Annotated in this window: 24 protein-coding genes; 20 read left to right on the top strand and 4 right to left on the bottom strand. The window is 67.7% G+C overall.

The genetic code is table 11. From position 1 onward, the window contains the following. Nucleotides 1–873 precede the first annotated feature (873 nt). Nucleotides 874–1,923, bottom strand: coding sequence for a phage shock protein operon transcriptional activator (pspF, locus tag H7F49_RS10030; protein ID WP_185683459.1), 1,050 nt, complete (start codon nt 1,921–1,923; stop codon nt 874–876). A 149-nt stretch (nt 1,924–2,072) separates the two neighbouring features. Here pspF and H7F49_RS19770 point away from each other — a divergent pair, with 149 nt between their 5' ends. The 10 genes from H7F49_RS19770 (at nt 2,073) to H7F49_RS09985 (ending at nt 6,008) form a co-directional block, all read left to right on the top strand. Next, nucleotides 2,073–2,195: a hypothetical protein gene (locus H7F49_RS19770; RefSeq protein WP_268958961.1), complete on the top strand. Its 123-nt coding sequence runs from the start codon at nt 2,073–2,075 to the stop codon at nt 2,193–2,195. Then, complete coding sequence (pspA, locus tag H7F49_RS10025; RefSeq protein ID WP_235982070.1) at nt 2,192–2,977, top strand: phage shock protein PspA; 786 nt, start codon at nt 2,192–2,194, stop codon at nt 2,975–2,977. Before H7F49_RS19770 ends, pspA begins: the two co-directional genes overlap by 4 nt. A 3-nt stretch (nt 2,978–2,980) precedes the next feature. Continuing rightward, complete coding sequence (pspB, locus tag H7F49_RS10020) at nt 2,981–3,289, top strand: envelope stress response membrane protein PspB (RefSeq protein WP_185683458.1); 309 nt, start codon at nt 2,981–2,983, stop codon at nt 3,287–3,289. Further along, a complete protein-coding gene (gene pspC / locus H7F49_RS10015; RefSeq protein WP_185683457.1) occupies nt 3,286–3,678 on the top strand; it encodes an envelope stress response membrane protein PspC in 393 nt (130 codons plus the stop codon). The genes pspB and pspC overlap by 4 nt, the downstream gene beginning before the upstream one ends. Before the next feature lie 26 nt (nt 3,679–3,704). Then, the gene (locus tag H7F49_RS10010) at nt 3,705–4,019 is read left to right on the top strand and encodes a hypothetical protein (protein WP_185683456.1); all 315 of its coding nucleotides are present in this window, start codon (nt 3,705–3,707) and stop codon (nt 4,017–4,019) included. Next, complete coding sequence (locus tag H7F49_RS10005) at nt 4,016–4,351, top strand: hypothetical protein (protein ID WP_185683455.1); 336 nt, start codon at nt 4,016–4,018, stop codon at nt 4,349–4,351. Before H7F49_RS10010 ends, H7F49_RS10005 begins: the two co-directional genes overlap by 4 nt. Before the next feature lie 49 nt (nt 4,352–4,400). After that, a complete protein-coding gene (locus H7F49_RS10000; protein ID WP_185683454.1) occupies nt 4,401–4,643 on the top strand; it encodes a hypothetical protein in 243 nt (80 codons plus the stop codon). Between the two features lie 239 nt (nt 4,644–4,882). After that, complete coding sequence (locus tag H7F49_RS09995; protein WP_185683453.1) at nt 4,883–5,305, top strand: SufE family protein; 423 nt, start codon at nt 4,883–4,885, stop codon at nt 5,303–5,305. Next, nucleotides 5,302–5,661, top strand: a complete 360-nt coding sequence (locus H7F49_RS09990) for a YbaN family protein (protein ID WP_407940302.1) — start codon at nt 5,302–5,304, stop codon at nt 5,659–5,661. Before H7F49_RS09995 ends, H7F49_RS09990 begins: the two co-directional genes overlap by 4 nt. Beyond that, on the top strand, nt 5,661–6,008 hold the full coding sequence (locus H7F49_RS09985; RefSeq protein WP_185683452.1) for a gamma-glutamylcyclotransferase family protein: 348 nt from the start codon (nt 5,661–5,663) through the stop codon (nt 6,006–6,008). Before H7F49_RS09990 ends, H7F49_RS09985 begins: the two co-directional genes overlap by 1 nt. Nucleotides 6,009–6,017: 9 nt before the next feature. Here the strand turns inward: H7F49_RS09985 and H7F49_RS09980 are convergent, their stop codons facing one another. Both H7F49_RS09980 and H7F49_RS09975 read right to left on the bottom strand, forming a co-directional pair. Then, the gene (locus H7F49_RS09980) at nt 6,018–6,680 is read right to left on the bottom strand and encodes a hypothetical protein (protein WP_185683451.1); all 663 of its coding nucleotides are present in this window, start codon (nt 6,678–6,680) and stop codon (nt 6,018–6,020) included. After that, nucleotides 6,677–7,198: a sterol desaturase family protein gene (locus H7F49_RS09975; protein ID WP_185683450.1), complete on the bottom strand. Its 522-nt coding sequence runs from the start codon at nt 7,196–7,198 to the stop codon at nt 6,677–6,679. Before H7F49_RS09975 ends, H7F49_RS09980 begins: the two co-directional genes overlap by 4 nt. Before the next feature lie 143 nt (nt 7,199–7,341). On the opposite strand from H7F49_RS09975, the gene H7F49_RS09970 reads away from it, so the two are divergent. The 9 genes from H7F49_RS09970 to H7F49_RS09930 all read left to right on the top strand — a co-directional run bounded on the left by H7F49_RS09970 (nt 7,342) and on the right by H7F49_RS09930 (nt 12,820). Next, complete coding sequence (locus H7F49_RS09970; protein ID WP_185683449.1) at nt 7,342–7,755, top strand: hypothetical protein; 414 nt, start codon at nt 7,342–7,344, stop codon at nt 7,753–7,755. A gap of 110 nt (nt 7,756–7,865) precedes the next feature. Continuing rightward, nucleotides 7,866–9,296: a 3-isopropylmalate dehydratase large subunit gene (gene leuC, locus H7F49_RS09965; protein WP_185683448.1), complete on the top strand. Its 1,431-nt coding sequence runs from the start codon at nt 7,866–7,868 to the stop codon at nt 9,294–9,296. Beyond that, nucleotides 9,293–9,805, top strand: a complete 513-nt coding sequence (locus tag H7F49_RS09960) for a DNA-deoxyinosine glycosylase (RefSeq protein WP_214647752.1) — start codon at nt 9,293–9,295, stop codon at nt 9,803–9,805. Before leuC ends, H7F49_RS09960 begins: the two co-directional genes overlap by 4 nt. A gap of 40 nt (nt 9,806–9,845) precedes the next feature. Beyond that, complete coding sequence (locus H7F49_RS09955; RefSeq protein WP_185683447.1) at nt 9,846–10,016, top strand: hypothetical protein; 171 nt, start codon at nt 9,846–9,848, stop codon at nt 10,014–10,016. After that, entirely contained in the window at nt 10,016–10,618 is a 603-nt protein-coding gene (gene leuD / locus H7F49_RS09950) for a 3-isopropylmalate dehydratase small subunit (RefSeq protein ID WP_185683446.1), read from the top strand. Before H7F49_RS09955 ends, leuD begins: the two co-directional genes overlap by 1 nt. A gap of 130 nt (nt 10,619–10,748) precedes the next feature. Then, the gene (locus tag H7F49_RS09945) at nt 10,749–11,072 is read left to right on the top strand and encodes a DUF1476 domain-containing protein (protein ID WP_185683445.1); all 324 of its coding nucleotides are present in this window, start codon (nt 10,749–10,751) and stop codon (nt 11,070–11,072) included. A gap of 7 nt (nt 11,073–11,079) precedes the next feature. Beyond that, nucleotides 11,080–11,313 (top strand): BolA family protein, encoded by a 234-nt coding sequence (locus H7F49_RS09940; protein WP_185683444.1) that lies wholly within the window; start codon nt 11,080–11,082, stop codon nt 11,311–11,313. Nucleotides 11,314–11,347: 34 nt separating this feature from the next. Beyond that, on the top strand, nt 11,348–11,677 hold the full coding sequence (grxD, locus tag H7F49_RS09935) for a Grx4 family monothiol glutaredoxin (RefSeq protein WP_185683443.1): 330 nt from the start codon (nt 11,348–11,350) through the stop codon (nt 11,675–11,677). Between the two features lie 360 nt (nt 11,678–12,037). Continuing rightward, nucleotides 12,038–12,820, top strand: coding sequence for an NUDIX hydrolase (locus tag H7F49_RS09930; RefSeq protein WP_185683442.1), 783 nt, complete (start codon nt 12,038–12,040; stop codon nt 12,818–12,820). A gap of 21 nt (nt 12,821–12,841) precedes the next feature. Here H7F49_RS09930 and H7F49_RS09925 read toward each other — a convergent pair whose 3' ends face one another. Then, on the bottom strand, nt 12,842–14,119 hold the full coding sequence (locus H7F49_RS09925) for an HD-GYP domain-containing protein (protein ID WP_185683441.1): 1,278 nt from the start codon (nt 14,117–14,119) through the stop codon (nt 12,842–12,844). A gap of 180 nt (nt 14,120–14,299) precedes the next feature. Here H7F49_RS09925 and H7F49_RS09920 point away from each other — a divergent pair, with 180 nt between their 5' ends. After that, nucleotides 14,300–15,541, top strand: a complete 1,242-nt coding sequence (locus tag H7F49_RS09920; RefSeq protein ID WP_185683440.1) for a glycosyltransferase — start codon at nt 14,300–14,302, stop codon at nt 15,539–15,541. The last annotated feature ends 12 nt before the right edge of the window (nt 15,542–15,553 follow it).

Below are 15,553 nucleotides of genomic sequence, written 5' to 3'. Positions count from 1 at the left end.
GAAGCAGCGGAAAACCCTTCAAACTCGCCATGATCGCAACCGTGCGGAAGCTCATCTCCATCCTCAATGCCATCGCCCGCGATGACCCGGCATTCCAAACACCATCCACGGTTGCTTGACCCGGGACCGGGCTTGCCTGCCCTGACGGAGGTCAGGGACCCGGGACCGGGCGGTTCTTCCCCTCACGTTGCCACCCAAGCCCGGCCCCGGCTCAAGGCCGGGGCGACGATGGAGGGGGTGGCGGGGTGTCGGTGTAGGGTGGGAAGCGGGCGTTGGGCGCAAGCGCGCAGCGGCCGCCCAAGAATCATTTGCACGCCCGCAAATTGTCACATCGCTAAAGCCATCGTCGTCCCGGGCTTGACCCGGGACCAGGCTTGCCTGCCCTGACGGAAGTCAGGGACCCGGGACCGGCCTGTTCTTCCCCAACCGTTGCGACGCAAGCCCGGCCCCGGCTCAAGGCCGGGGCGACGAAGGGAGAGGGATGGCGTGACCTCCGGGTGGAACGGGGTGCTGGCAATCATCGATCCTCCCCGTTTTCGCCCGCAGGGCGCAAAGGGGGAGGTGTCGGCCGCCGCAGGCGGCTGACGGAGGGGCCAGGTTGCTATCCCCCACCACCCCGCTGCCTGCGGCAGCGCGGTTCCCCTCCCCCTTTGTGCTTCGCAAAACGGGGGAGGATGCGAAGGTCCGATCCCAGGCGAAACCGGTCACCGCAAACCGATCCGCCGCTGTCCTACGGCGCTCAAGCCTGTCACACTCCGCGCGGCTCTTTGCACCGTGAACCCAGGCAGGCCTTCGCTGGCAACTTTGCCATGCGGATACGCGCGAAGTTTGTGAATTTCGCGAAGAAGGCGGGCACCCAAAGGGGACCCAACCCTACCCCGCCGTCTTTTCCAGCAAGCCGTGCTTGCGCAGGCAATGGCGCAACTGGTCGTAGCTCAGCCCCAGGGCCTTGGCAGTGGCGCGCTGGTTATAGCGATGGCGGGCCAGGTGGAATTCGAGGATCGCCTTCTCGTGCGCGTCCACTGCGGCGCGCAGGTCGTTGACGGCGCCGTGATCGGGCCCGTTCGCCGCCGCGGCGACTGCCTTGCCGATCACCGGCGCACACGAATCCGCCTGCACCTCCACGCCGCCCTCCAGCACCGGCGGGCGCCAGGGCGATTCGAAGGGATCGAACTCGATCCGCGCGATCGGCTGGCGCGGCGTGTCCCAGCGGTAGACCGCGCGCTCGATCACGTTGCGCAGTTCGCGGACGTTGCCGGGCCACTGGTAAGCCTCGAGCTGGGCCGCCGCCGTGGCCGAGAAGCCGGGCCAGCCGGGCCAGCCGATCTCGGTGGCCATGCGCCGGCCGAAATAGTCGGCCAGCACCTGCACGTCCCCTTCCCTCGCCCGCAGCGGCGGCAGGGTGATCACCTCGAAGCTCAGGCGATCGAGCAGGTCGGCGCGGAAGCGGCCCTGGTCGGCCAGGCGCGGCAGGTCCTCGTTGGTCGCCGCGACGATCCGCACGTCGACCCGGATCGGCTTGGACGAGCCGATCCGGGCCACCTCGCCATATTCGATCGCGCGCAGCAGCCGCTCCTGCGCCCCCGCCGACAGGGTGGCGAGCTCGTCCAGGAACAGGGTGCCGCGATCGGCCTCCTCGAACCGCCCGGCGCGGGCGCGGGTGGCGCCGGTGAAGGCCCCCGCCTCGTGCCCGAACAGCTCGGCCTCGATCAGGGTCTCCGGCAGGGCCGCGCAATTGAGGGTGATCAACGGCTCGCCCCAGCGCGGCGACAGGCGGTGGAGACGCTCGGCGATCAGCTCCTTGCCGGTCCCCCGCTCGCCCACGACCAGCACCGGACGGCGCAGCGCCGCCGCGCGACTGGCGCGCTCGACCGCATCGAGAAAGGGCCCCGATTGGCCAATGAACTGCGTGCCCCGATCCATTCCCACGGGTTAGCAAATCTCACCAACCTTACGCAAGATCGACTGCAAATGAAGGGCGAAAGTCCAGCAATTCCGGAATTGGCACGGCCTTTGCTATTAACCTGGCATAGCCCGCTGCGGCGGGATCACAAAGTCCAAGGAGACCGGAAATGCTTCGCCTCAACACCATGCTCGACAACGCCATCGCCATCAGCATCGCCACGATGCTTGCCTTCAACGTCGTGGTGCTGGCACAACAGCTCTACACCGCCTCGGGGTCGGTCATCGCATGAACGATTTCACGCCCCCGCGCGGAGTGTCCCGCATCGATCTTGAAACCGAGCGCCTGCGCGACCGCGCCAGCCCGGCCACCGGAGTATCACTGATGGGTATCTTCTCCCGCACCCGCGACATCATCGCCGCGAACTTCAACGATCTGCTCGACAAGGCGGATGACCCGGCGAAGATGATCCGGATGATCATCCTCGAGATGGAGGAGACCCTGGTCGAGGTCCGCGCCAGCGCGGCGCGGACCATCGCCGACCAGAAGGAGATGCACCGCCACACCGTGAAGCTCGACCGGCTCCAGGCCGACTGGGCGGAAAAGGCCCAGCTCGCCCTGTCCAAGGGCCGCGAGGACCTCGCCCGCGCCGCGCTGATGGAAAAGCGCAAGGCGTCGGACATGGCCGCGCAGCTCCAGGAAGAGATCAAGGTGCTCGACGACGCCCTGCGGGCCTACGAGGCCGATATCGAGAAGCTGCAGACCCGCCTGCGCGAGGCCCGCAGCCGCCAGACCGCGATCGCGGCCCGGCTCGAAAGCGCCGAGAACCGCGTCCGCCTGCGTACGCTGCTGGCCAGCGAGCGGGTTGACGAGGCGATGGCGCGTTTCGACCAGCTGGAACGCCGGGTCGACTACGCCGAGGGCCGCGCCGATGCGCTGTCGCTCGCCGAGGCGACCAAGCCGACCCTGGCCGACGAGATCTCGGCCCTCGCCGCGAGCGACAAGGTCGACGAGGAGCTCGAGGCCATGAAGCGCGCGCTCAACCAGGGCGATGGCCCGGCCAAGGAGGCCTGATCGATGGAAGAGGTGCTCGTTCCGATCATGGTCTGCGGCTTCCTGTTCATCGGGTTGCCCTGGGTGGTCCTGCACTACCTGACCAAGTGGAAAACCGCCGCCACGCTGACCACCGGCGACGAGGCCCTGCTGGAGGAACTCTACCAGCTCGCCCGCCGGCTCGACGAGCGGATGGATACGGTCGAGCGGCTGGTTGCCGCCGACAACCCCGAATTCCGCCCGGCCCGGGTCCTGCCCGACCGGGATAGCGACAACGAACAACTGCGCGCGCTGGAACGCCGGCTCGCCGACAAGGAAGGGACTCTGCGGTGAACAACTCGTCCGAACCGTACAAGCGGACCCGCTTCTATCGTGACAAGATCAACGGCAAGATCTTCGGCGTCTGCGCCGGGATCGCCGACTACACCGGGGTGGACGTGCTCTGGGTCCGGGTCGGCACCGTGGCCCTGACGGTCTGCGGCGTGGGTTTCATCCCGCTGATCTACTTCGCGTTGGCCATTTTCGCGGACAACAAGCCCGCCGGGCTCTATCTCGACCGCGAGGAGCAGAAGTTCTGGCAGGGTGTCCGCCAGTCGCCCACCCGCACCGCCCGCGAGGTGAAGGCCCGCTTCCGCGACATCGACCGCCGCCTGGCCGACGTGGAACAGTTCTACGTCACCTCCAACCCGCGCCTTTCGGCTGAAATCGAAAAGCTGCGCTGAGCCGCACGACCCGGGGGAATACCACCATGCTTGAGATTTTTCCCTTGCTGATCCCGATCCTGGCGCTGACCATTCCCTGCCTGGCGATCTGGACCAAGCACCAGAGCAAGATGGCCGAGCTGCAACTGCGCATGCGGGCCGATGAACAGCAGGCCCGCACCGGTGACCTGGCCACCTCGGACGCCTACGCCCGGCTGGAAGAGCGGGTCCGGGTGCTGGAGCGGATCGTGACCGACCGCGGCAGCGACCTGGCCGCCCAGATCGAAGCCCTGCGGGCCGAGAGCCCGGCCCTCCAGGCCCAGCGCGCCGACCTGCTCCAGTCGACCAAGGTGCCGTCATGAGCCCGGAAAACCTTGCCGCCATCCGCGAACTGGCCGGGCCGATCGCCGCCATCGGCGTCACCGGGACGCTGGGCTGGGTCGTCACCACCTGGCTCCGCATCAAGCACGGCTATCCCCTCGAAGGGTCCTGGGGGCAGAAAATCTACCCCAAGACCAACGACCAGGCGATGCAGCGGATCGCGCTGCTGACCAGCGAAAACGCCGAACTGCACGCCCAGCTCGGCAGCCTCAAGGATCGCCTCGCCACGGTCGAGCGGATCGTCACCGACAGCGGCTACCAGCTCACCGCGCAGATCGAAGCGCTGCGTGGTGACGGGAAGCCGATGAACTGAACCGGCGTCGCTGGACGCGACGTCCACCCAACCGCCAAGGGAGTTTGACATGTTCGAACCCTCCACCACCATGGCGATCGCCGGCCTGATCGGCCTCGGGATCGTCGCCCTCACCGTCCTGACCCTGTGGCAGGGCTGGCTGCGGCTCAAGCTGACCGAGCTGGAACGCCATTCCGATCGCTACCACCGGGCCGAACCCGAGCATCCGCTGAGCGTGACCCGCATCGAAATGGCCGACGTGAAGGAACGCCTGCGCAAGCTCGAGGCGATCGCCGCCGGGGTCGATCTCTGATCCCCGCGGCATAGCCCCGCCGAAACACCAAGCCCCCTACTGAGGGCGTGCGCTTCACCAGATCCCCTGGCACCGGCAGCGAGCACTGGTCCTCGCTCGCTGCCGGCTGGGTGGGATCTGCCGAAGCTCACGCCCTCCTTTTTGTGAGGTCCCGCCCCCCCGCGGCGAGCGCGGGGCCTGAACCAAGGGGCCGGCGCAAGCGTCTTGCCCCGGCCCGCCCCCCCGCCTAGAGCCGGCCCATGCGCTCTCTCGACGATATCCGCGACGAATACGAGTTCCTCGACGGCGACGAACGCTATCGCCTGCTGATCGAACTGGGCCGCGAGCTTGATCCCATGCCGGACGCGCTCAAGACCGACGCCACCCGGGTGCGCGGCTGTTCGGCCAGTGTCTGGGTCTACCCGACCCCGGGCAGCGAGGGCCGCCTGCACTTCCTCGCCGACAGCAATGCCGCGATCACCAAGGGGATCGTCGCGCTGGTCCTGGCCACGGTGCAGGATCGCCCGGCGGCCGAAGTGGCCGCCACCGACATCGCCGCCGTGCTGGAGCCGTTCGACCTGAAGAACCAGCTTTCGTCCAATCGCACCCAGGGCGTCCCCAACATGATCGCCCTGATCCGAGAGACCGCGGCCCGGCTGGCCCAGGGCGGACAGGCCGCGTGAGGCACGTGACCCGTCCGTTCTGGCTGACGGCGGGTCTGCTGGCGGTGGGACTGGGCGTGCTGGGCATTGCCCTGCCCCTGCTGCCCACGGTGCCCTTTTTCCTGCTGGCCGCCTTCTGCTTCGCCCGATCCAATCCGGTGTGGGAGCAGCGCCTGCTGGACCATCCGCGCTATGGGCCGCCGCTGCGCCAGTGGCGCGAGCGCCGCGCCATCCCGCGCCGGGCCAAGCGGGCCGCTTTGATCGGCATGGGGATCAGCGTGGCGATCAGCGCGGTCTTCATGGGATGGCCGTGGGTGCTGGCTCCGGCGCTGGTCTGCGCCGCCAGCGGCTGGTGGATCTGGACCCGGGCCGAATGATGACCCGTCCGATCGATCACCACCTCGCCACTTACGGCTCGCTCCGCCCGGGAGAGTGCAACCACCACGAACTGGCGGGGCTGAGCGGGGAGTGGCGTCCCGGAACAGTGGCCGGGCGGTTGATCGAGAAAGGCTGGGGCGCCGATCTGGGCTATCCGGCAATCATCCTCGCGCCGGACGGCGATCCGGTTCCGGTCCAATTGTTCGTCTCGGCCGACCTGCCCGCACACTGGGCCCGGCTCGACGATTTCGAAGGCGACGGATACCGTCGCGTGGCGGTTACCGTCAGCACTGCGGATGGTGCGGTCGAGGCGTGGATCTATGCCGAGGCCGGGGCTCTGGAATAGCGGCCCGGTTCAATCCTTCCAGTCTGCGAACAGCCGGTCCACCGAGGCGTCCGGTCGCGCCATGGCCGCCTCGACCCGTTTGCGGCCCTGCCAGTAGGGCAAGGCCGGATGATCCGCACCGGCCCGCAGCAGCGCCCCGGCTTCCGCATCGCTGAGCGTTCCGCCCCCGGCGACATAATCGCAGAAGCCCTCGCGCAACTGCTGCGGACGCGTCACGTCAACGAACGGTCCGAAATGGGCGCGCAGCGACCCGTGAGTCATCTCATGCGCGATCACCCCCTCGAGGCTGCGCCGCCCGCCCAGCGCCCGGCCATTCAGCACGTCGCGACCGGTGGGATCGATCCGGTTGACGATCACCGCGTCGTTGATCGGGCGGGTCAGGGCCATGGCGCCACGGCTGGTCAACGCCAACCAGGCCCACCGCCAGCCACCTCCGGTCAGGAAGATCGGCTCGTCGGGCCGGCGCGCCTGGCCGAGCGGACCTGCAGCCACCCGGCGATCGGCGATCTCCACGGCCCTGACGATGGCCGGTGTGATCGGGTCCACCGAGCGGACCTGGTGCGCATGGACCTGCGCGGCATAAGGGAAAGCGAGGAGTTGGGGCGCCGCCAGGGGAGCGGTCAGCACCACCGCCGCGCCCAATGCAAGCCGGTTCCAGCCCCGGCGGTTCACTCGGCTCCCACCGCGTCGCGAACCACGGCGATCCCGCGCTGCGCCTGGGCCTTCAGCTCGCGCTTGAGGACGGCGGGATCTCGCGCAATGACGAAACCGAAGCTCACCCCGCCTTCCTTGCCGATGGTCGCATGGTGGAGCTTGTGCGCCTGCACCAGCCGCTTGGCGTAGCCCTTGCGGGGGACCCAGCGGAAATAGCGCTGGTGGACCAGACCATCGTGGATCAGCGTGTAGACCAGCCCATAGCACAGGATCCCCAGACCGACCCAGGTGCCCGGCTCCCAGGCCCGTTCGCCCAGCGCCAGCGGGCTGCCGACCGCGAACATCGACATGCTCATCACCGCCCCGACCACGCCGTAGAGATCGTTCTTCTCGAGCAGCTTGTCGTGCGGCTCATGATGATCACGATGCCAGGCCCAGCCCCAGCCGTGCATGATATACTTGTGGCTGGACCAGGCGACGAATTCCATCGCCGCAAAGGTGGCGAGCACGATCAGGCAGGCAGAGAGCGCGGTCATGCGCGCTCCTTAGTGCGATCTGCGGAGAATCGCGACACATTCTTACAGGCAACTGATCGACCCATTCGACTTTCGTTCATCTGGAGGGTCATAAACCTGAATGCATCGGCGCGCCCCGCCGCTATTCGATGAAGGAGCCGATCATGACCAGACTGACCCGGATCACCGCCGCCGCCCTGCTCACCGCCAGCCTGCTGGCAACGGCCGGAGCCGCCTCGGCCCAGCCGGCTTACGGCTATGGCTATGGGCCGGGTGGATACGAGCGCGAACGATATGGCAGCGACTGGCGGCGCGAGACCGCATGGCGCGCCGGGGAGATCCGCGACCAGCTCGACGATCTGGCCCGCCGGATCGACCGCAACGACCGGCGCGACCGCATTTCCGAGCGTGAGGCCTGGGGCCTGCGCCGCGAGGTCCGGGCAGCGCGCGAGCAGTTCCGCTGGATGAACCGCGACGGGCTGGACCATCGCGAACTGCGCCACCTGCAGGCGCGGGTCGATCACATCCGCTGGCAGCTACGCGGTGAGCGGGCCGACTGGAACGACCGCCGCGGCTGATCCTCCAGCAGGCGTTGCCGCGGCAGCCCTGTCCGACAGGTGAAGGGACGTCCACCGGGCGCCCCTTTGCCCTTGTCATCCGCTGCGTCACTGCCTAGGTCCCGGCCACTATGGCTGACACCGCACGCACGCTCTACGAGAAGATCTGGGACGCCCACGTCGTCGAACGCCGCGACGATGGCACCTGCCTGGTCTACATCGACCGCCACCTGGTTCACGAGGTGACCAGCCCGCAGGCCTTCGAGGCGCTCCGTGCCGCCGGGCGCCCGGTGCGGCGTCCGGATCTGACCCTGGCCGTGCCGGACCACAACCTGCCGACCACGGCGCGCCGCGACGCGGCGGGCAACCGCCTGCCGATCGCCGATCCGGAAAGCGCGCAGCAGCTCGCCATGCTCGAGCGCAACGCCCCGGCCTTCGGTATCCGCTACATCGATGCGACCGATCGCGAGCAGGGCATCGTCCACGTGGTCGGCCCCGAACAAGGCTTTTCGCTGCCCGGTGCGACGATCGTCTGCGGTGACAGCCACACCGCCTGCCACGGCGGACTTGGCGCGCTGGCCTTCGGGATCGGCACGAGCGAGGTCGAACATGTGCTGGCGACGCAGACCCTGCTGCTCTCGCCGAGCAAGACCATGGAAGTCCGCGTCGAGGGCGATCTGCCGCTTGGCGTCTCGCCCAAGGACCTGATCCTCCACATCATCGGCCGGATCGGCACGGGTGGCGGCACCGGGCACGTGATCGAGTATCGCGGCAAGGTGTTCGAGGAGATGAGCATCGAGGGCCGGCTGACGGTCTGCAACATGAGCATCGAGGCCGGAGCCCGCGCCGGCCTGATCGCGCCCGACGCCAAGACCTTTGCCTATCTCAAGGATCGCCCTTACGCCCCCAAGGGTGCCGACTGGGATGCCGCCGTGGCCTGGTGGACCAGCCTGGCCACCGATCCCGGAGCGCGCTTCGACAAGTCGGTGACGATCCAGGCTGCCGATGTGCAGCCCAGCGTGACCTGGGGCACCAGCCCCGAGGATGTGGTGCCGATCGGCGGCGTGGTCCCGGCGCCGGAAAGCTTCGCCGATGCCTCGAAGCAGGACGCCGCGCGCAAGAGCCTGGACTACATGGGCCTGACCCCGGGCCAGCGGATGGACGCGGTCGAGATCCAGAACGTGTTCATCGGATCGTGTACCAACAGCCGGATCGAGGACCTGCGCGCAGCCGCCGCCGTGCTCAAGGGCCGGACCAAGGCGCCCAACGTCAAGTGGGCGATCGTCGTGCCCGGCTCGGGCCTGGTCAAGGAACAGGCCGAGGCCGAGGGACTCGACCAGGTGTTCATTGCCGCCGGACTCGAATGGCGCGAACCGGGCTGCTCGGCCTGCCTCGGCATGAACCCCGACAAGGTTCCCGCGGGCGAGCGTTGCGCATCGACCAGCAACCGCAATTTCGTCGGCCGCCAAGGCCCGGGTGCCCGCACTCACCTCGTCTCGCCGGCCATGGCGGCGGCCGCGGCGGTGACCGGCCGCCTGACCGACGTGCGCGAGCTGGTCTGAACCTGCGCAAGGCGGCCCTCCCCCCGGCCGTCCGCCCGGACACCCGCGTGCTGGTGCTGGGCTCGCTCCCGGGCGAGGCGAGCCTGGCGGCCGGGCGCTACTATGCCCATCCGCGCAACCAGTTCTGGGCACTGATCGGTGCGGTGATCGGCATGGAAACCCTGCCTGCCCTGCCTTACGAGGCGCGTCTCGACCACCTGCTCGAGGCCGGAATCGGGTTATGGGACACGATCGCCTCGGCGCAGCGCAGCGGAAGTCTCGACAGTGCCATCCGCGCGCCCGAGGCCGCCCCGCTGGCCGAACTGGCCACCGCCCTGCCCAGCCTGCGCGCCATGGCCTTCAATGGCGCCAAGTCGGCCCGCACCGGGCGCGCCGCGCTGGCTGGCACAGGGCTGGCTGACACCGGGCTCGCCCTGATCGATCTGCCCTCGTCCAGCCCGGCCCATGCCGCCCGGTCGCTGGCGGAAAAGCGGGAACACTGGCTCCGGCTCCAACATTTCCTCGGCTGAAGGCTTGAACCCTCGCTCCACCCCACCTAGGAAAATCGCCATGACCAAGAAGTCCGAAAAATCCTCGTGGGCCGGGACCGCCGCCATTGCCGGCGCCGCCATCGGCTCGGCTGCCCTCGCCGCCGCGCTGCTTTACGCCTCGCGCCGCAAGGACGGCGACAAGCCCGCCCCGGCCCCGATCAATCCCGAAAACGCGCCGGAGACCGACTGATGGAGCCGGTGCGCACGATCGAGGGCAAGGCCTATCCTTTCGGCCGCAAGAACGTCGACACCGACGTGATCATCCCGGCGCAGTGGCTCAAGACCATCAGCCGCGAAGGCCTGGGCAAGGGCTGCTTCGAAAGCGTGCGGCAGGAACCGGGCAACGTCTTTGACGATCCGGCCTACCAGGGCGCGTCGATCGTCATCGCGGGCGACAATTTCGGTTGCGGGTCAAGCCGCGAACACGCCGCCTGGGCGCTGCTCGACATGGGGGTGCGCGCGGTGATCGCACCGTCCTATTCCGACATCTTCTCGGGCAATGCCTTCAAGAACGGCATCCTGGCGGTGGTCCTGCCGCAGGAGGCGGTCGATCGCCTGCTCGAAGTCGCGAAGACCGATCCGATCCATATCGATCTGGAAAGCCAGACCGTCACCACGCCGTTCCAGGACCGTTTCACCTTCGAGATCGATCCGTTCCGCAAGCACTGCCTGATCAACGGCTTGGACGAAGTCGGCCTGACGCTGGCCCGTGACAGTGCCATCGCCGCCTATGAGGACCGTGCGCGCGCGTCGCTGCCGTTCCTGGCCAGGGGCATCGACCAGGCGGCGTGACGCGCGCAGCCCCCGCGGCAGCGGTGAACGACGAATACGGGCCACGATTACGGGATTGAACGCCGGGCGGGGTCGACCTATCCGGGGTGACACTGCCGATCCATCACTCGTTACGGGGAAACGAACCGAGATGACCACTTTCCAGGACCGCGAGCGCGCTGAAGAGGCGAAGTTTGCCCACGATGAGGAAATGCTGTTCCGCATCCACGCGCGGCGCAACCGCCTGGTCGGCCAGTGGGCGGCTGAACGGATGGGCCTTTCGGCGGTCGAGGCCGAGGCCTATGCCAAGAGCGTGGTCCAGGCCGATTTCGAGGAAGCCGGCGACGAGGACGTGATCCGCAAGCTGCTGGGCGATCTGATCGCGGCCGGGGTCGACGCCAGCGAGGGCGAGGTGCGTGCTGCCCTCGACGCCAAGCAGGTCGAAGCGCGCCGGGCCCTGATGGGCGAGGCCTGATCGCGCCATGGCCATGGCCGCTGACCAGATCGAGGCGATGATCCGCGCCGCCCTGCCCGATGCCGAGGTGACCATCACCGATCTGGCGGGCGACGGCGATCACTACGCTGCCCACGTCGTCTCGGCGGCCTTCGCCGGCAAGAGCCGCGTGGCCCAGCACCAGTTGGTCTACAAGGCGCTGGGCGGGCGCATGGGCGGTGAGCTGCACGCCTTGCAACTCACCACCGCCCTTCCCACCTGAACATTTCCCTCTCCCAGATAAGGTCGCCACACCGATGTCCGATACCAATGCCCGCATCGCCGAAATCGTGAACGGCAACGACGTGGTCCTGTTCATGAAGGGCACGCCGCTGTTCCCGCAGTGCGGATTCTCCAGCCGCGCCATCGCCATTCTCGATCACCTGGGCGTGGAATACGCGAGCGTGGACGTGCTGCAGGACATGGAGATCCGCCAGGGGATCAAGGCCTTCTCCGACTGGCCGACCATTCCGCAGCTCTACGTGAAGGGCGAATTCGTCGGTGGCAGCGACATCATGATGGAAATGTACGAAGCCGGCGAACTGCAACAACTGATGGCCGAGTCCCAGGTCAAGACCGCTAGCTAATCGTCGCGCAGGGCACCGCTGGGCCCTGCACCGGCTTCGGACAGCCAAAGGCCCGCGAACCGGGGAGTTCGCGGGCCTTGCTGTGCCCGGCGGGGGGAACTTCGGGCACTATGCTCGGGTTGAGGCGGGGCCGCGGAGACCAGGAAGCGGACCCCGCCTCATCGAGACTGCTTGGGGTACAACCAATATAGCACAGACCGTGCCAATTCGTGATAAAGCCCTGATTTGCTGGATTTTGGCAAAATCGGCGAGCCCGGAATTCGCGGCTCTGTAAAGTTACCCGACAGTCGCCCGGGCGATCCGCCACGACCGGGCGAGATCGGCCTTGCCAGCGCCGCCCGACCGGACGAACGTGGACCGATGACAGTCACTGCCCCACGACCCCAGGCCAGCGCCATTCCCGCCGCAACCCTGATCCTGTTCCGCCAGAACCCCCAGGGCGGCGCGCCGCAGCTGCTGATGATCGAGCGCGGGGCCCACATGCGGTTTGCCGCGGGTGCGGCGGTGTTTCCCGGCGGCCGGATCGATCCGGCGGACCGCGAACTGGCCGCAGCAGTGGCTCCGTTCCTGGACCCGGACGACACGGCCGCGCGCATCGCCGCGATCCGCGAGACGCTGGAGGAAACCGGTCTGCTTGCCGGTGTAAGCCAGGCCGTCACCGCCGATCTGGCGCGGGCAGCGCGGGACTGCCTCGCCACGGTCGGAGCGCTCGGCCCGGTGCTGGAGCGCTTTGCCCTGTCGCTCGACCTGGCCGCCCTCGTCCCCTTCGCGCGATGGTGTCCGCCCTGGGAGCGCGCCTTCGACACCCGGTTCTACCTGGCCAACCTGGGCACCGGGGATGTGGCGCTGATGGAGGACGGCAGCGAAACCGCCCGGCTGTTCTGGGCCAGCGCGATGGACACGCTGGACATGATCGCGCGGGGCGAGGCCCAGGCCCTGTTCCCCACGGTCTGCAATCTGGAACGGCTGGCGGCTTTCGAATCCTATGCCGAGGCCATGACAGCGGCACATGCCCGCCCGCCGGCCCTGATCTGCCCCTGGACCGAAGCGATCGACGGGATCGAGCATCTGTGCATTCCGGAGGACGCGGGCTATCCAGTCGCGCGGCGACCGCTCAGCACAACCTCGCGCGGCACGGCCTGATCCGTCCGATTCCGCCTGCCGTCAGGCGCTGGCGAACAGCTTTTCGCGGATCATCGGGAAATCGATCCCGCTGTAGACCTCCTGGCTGGCCGCGCCGACAATCCGGTCTTCGCCATAGCATTGCGACAACAGGATCTCGACCGGCGGGACCGGCTTGCGCTCGGCCAGCGAGAAGAACGTCTTGACCCGGGGCTTCGCCGGATCGGCATCATCCTGCGAGATCACCATGGCCAGGCGGCCCGATGCCAGTTCGACCACCGAACCGATCGGATAGAGGCCGACGGCATCGATGAAACAGGTCAGCAGGCCCGGATCGAAGGCCCCGTGGAGCATCGACAGCTGCTGCATGGCAGCCGACGGGTCGAGCCCCATCTGGTCCTGCGCATCGTTCACCAGCCAGTCGTACGTATCGCAGATCGCGGCCATCCGGCCGAACAGGCTGATCTTGTCGCCCTTGAGCCCGTGCGGGTAGCCAGTGCCGTCGACCCGCTCGTGATGTTCGAGGCAGGCCAGCGCGACCGGTTCGGGCACCCCGCTGGCCATCAGTTGGTCATGACCGAGACGGGCGTGCTCGCGGAAGATCCGCTCGTCGATCCGGCGGAAGTCCCCACCGGTGCTCTCCAGATCGACCGGCAGATAGCTGACTCCCAGATCGAGCATCAGTCCGGCCATGCCCGCCAGCCGCTGGTCGGCGGGGCTGAGCTTCATCTGCTTGCCCAGCGAGACCATCAGCGCGCTGACGGCCAATGCGTGGCGATAGACGTACTCCAGATCGCGCTTGCAACGCATCAGGCCGTTGAAGGCATGCGGGTTGCGTTGCACCGAGGCGAAGATCTCCTCGACCACCGGCTCGACCGCCTCGGCCCGGATCGTCTTGCCCAGGCGGGCTTCGAGAAACACCTTCGAGATGACCTTGCGCGACCGGTCGACAACACGGTTGGCATGGCCGAATTCCCGGGCCTGCGACAGCGGCAGGGTCGAGGTGAGCGAAACCTCCTCGGACCGGGCTGCTGGAGCCGGCCGCAGCGCCCGGCGCAGCGGCGGTTCCTTCAGTGCGACACTCGCCGCCGCCGGAGCGGCGGCCGGGGCCGGTCGCTCGATTCGGGCCGGTCGCAGATCGATGCCGCGCTCGGTATCGATGATCACCGCCGGCACGTCGCTGGACAGCAGCTCGTCCAGCGTATCCTGATCGTCCAGCACGAACTTGCTGCGCCAGAAGGGGTGCTTGAACCAGCTCCCTTCCAGCTTGTGGACGAACATTCCCAGTTCGAGATCGGAAATTTCGATACGCTTCAGCATATCCGTGCCTGCGAACCCCTATCAGGATCTAACCTTGCGGAATGACCCGGTTATCGCGCCGTTGCCTGTAAGAAGCGGCAATTCTGCATTCCGGAAAACTACGGGCATTGCTGATCGCGCGGGGCGTCCCTAGGCTTTCTCCCGCTTCTGAAGGCATCAGGGAAAGGACCCGTCCGGATCATGAGTCCGTGTGAAATGCTGTTCCTGCACCAGAACATGCCGGGGCAGTTCCGCTACCTCGCCGCCGCCTTTGCGCAGTCACCGCAATTCTCGGTGAGCTTTCTCACGCGGCGCGAGGGGGTCGATCTCCCCGGGATCCGGACGCTGCGCTACCCCTCCCCCGACGAGACGCGCGAGACCAGCGACCCCTTGCTGGCCCCGGTCGAAAAGGTGCTGCGCTTCGGCCGGGCGGTGCTCGACGCGGGGATGAACCTCAAGCGGTCCGGCTACAACCCCCACCTGATCGTCGCTCATCCCGGATGGGGCGAGGCGCTGTTCCTGCGTGATATCTGGCCCAAGGCCAAGATCATCACTTACGGCGAGTACTACTACCAGCCGGAAGGGGGCGACATCGGCTTCGACCCCCTGTTCCCGGTTAACCACCTCGCCCTGGCCCGCGCGCGGATGATGAACACGCACCTGATGCTGGCCCATGCCCAGGCCGACGCGATCGTGTCCCCCACCGAGTGGCAGAAATCCCGCCATCCCGATTTTCTCCAGCCACGAATCGCCACGATCTTCGATGGCATCGACACGGTCAGGGTGCAGCCCGACCGCAGCGCACGGTTCACCCTGCCCGATGGCCGCTCGGTCGGCGCCGATGACGAGATCATCACCTACATCGGCCGCAACCTCGAGCCACACCGCGGTTTCCATGTGGTGATGAAGGCCCTGCCCGAGCTGCTCGCGCGGCGCCCGGGGGCACAGGTGGTGATCGTCGGCGGCACCGATGTCAGCTACAGCCCCAACCCGCCGGCACCGCACCAGAGCTGGAAGGACTGCCTGCTGGCGCAACATCCGCTCGGCGCGGCGGCCGATCGGGTGCACTTCGTCGGCAAGTTGGTCTACGGCGATTTCCTCAACCTGCTGCGGATCTCGGCCGCGCACCTCTACCTGACCTTCCCCTTCGTGCTGTCATGGAGCTGCCTCGAGGCGATGGCGGCCGGCTGCCTGATGATCGGGTCCGACACGGCACCGGTGCGCGAGGTGATCCGGCATGGCGAGAACGGCCTGCTGTTTCCCTTCCACGATGCCGGTGCGCTGGTCGACACGGTCTGCGCCGCGCTCGACGATGCCGACAGCGGTGCCCGCATGCGCGCCGCGGCGCGCGAGACCGTGGTCTCGAAGTACGATCTGCGACTGTGCCTGACCCAACAGGTGCAGTTGATCGAACGCGTGCTGCGGGGCGATCCCACGGCCTGACACCGGCCCGAT

Origin of the sequence: Novosphingobium aerophilum (assembly GCF_014230305.1) — a bacterium.
Taxonomy (GTDB): domain Bacteria; phylum Pseudomonadota; class Alphaproteobacteria; order Sphingomonadales; family Sphingomonadaceae; genus Novosphingobium; species Novosphingobium aerophilum.
Note: the sequence above shows the minus strand (reverse complement) of the source record. Positions and strands in the feature narration are given on the sequence as shown.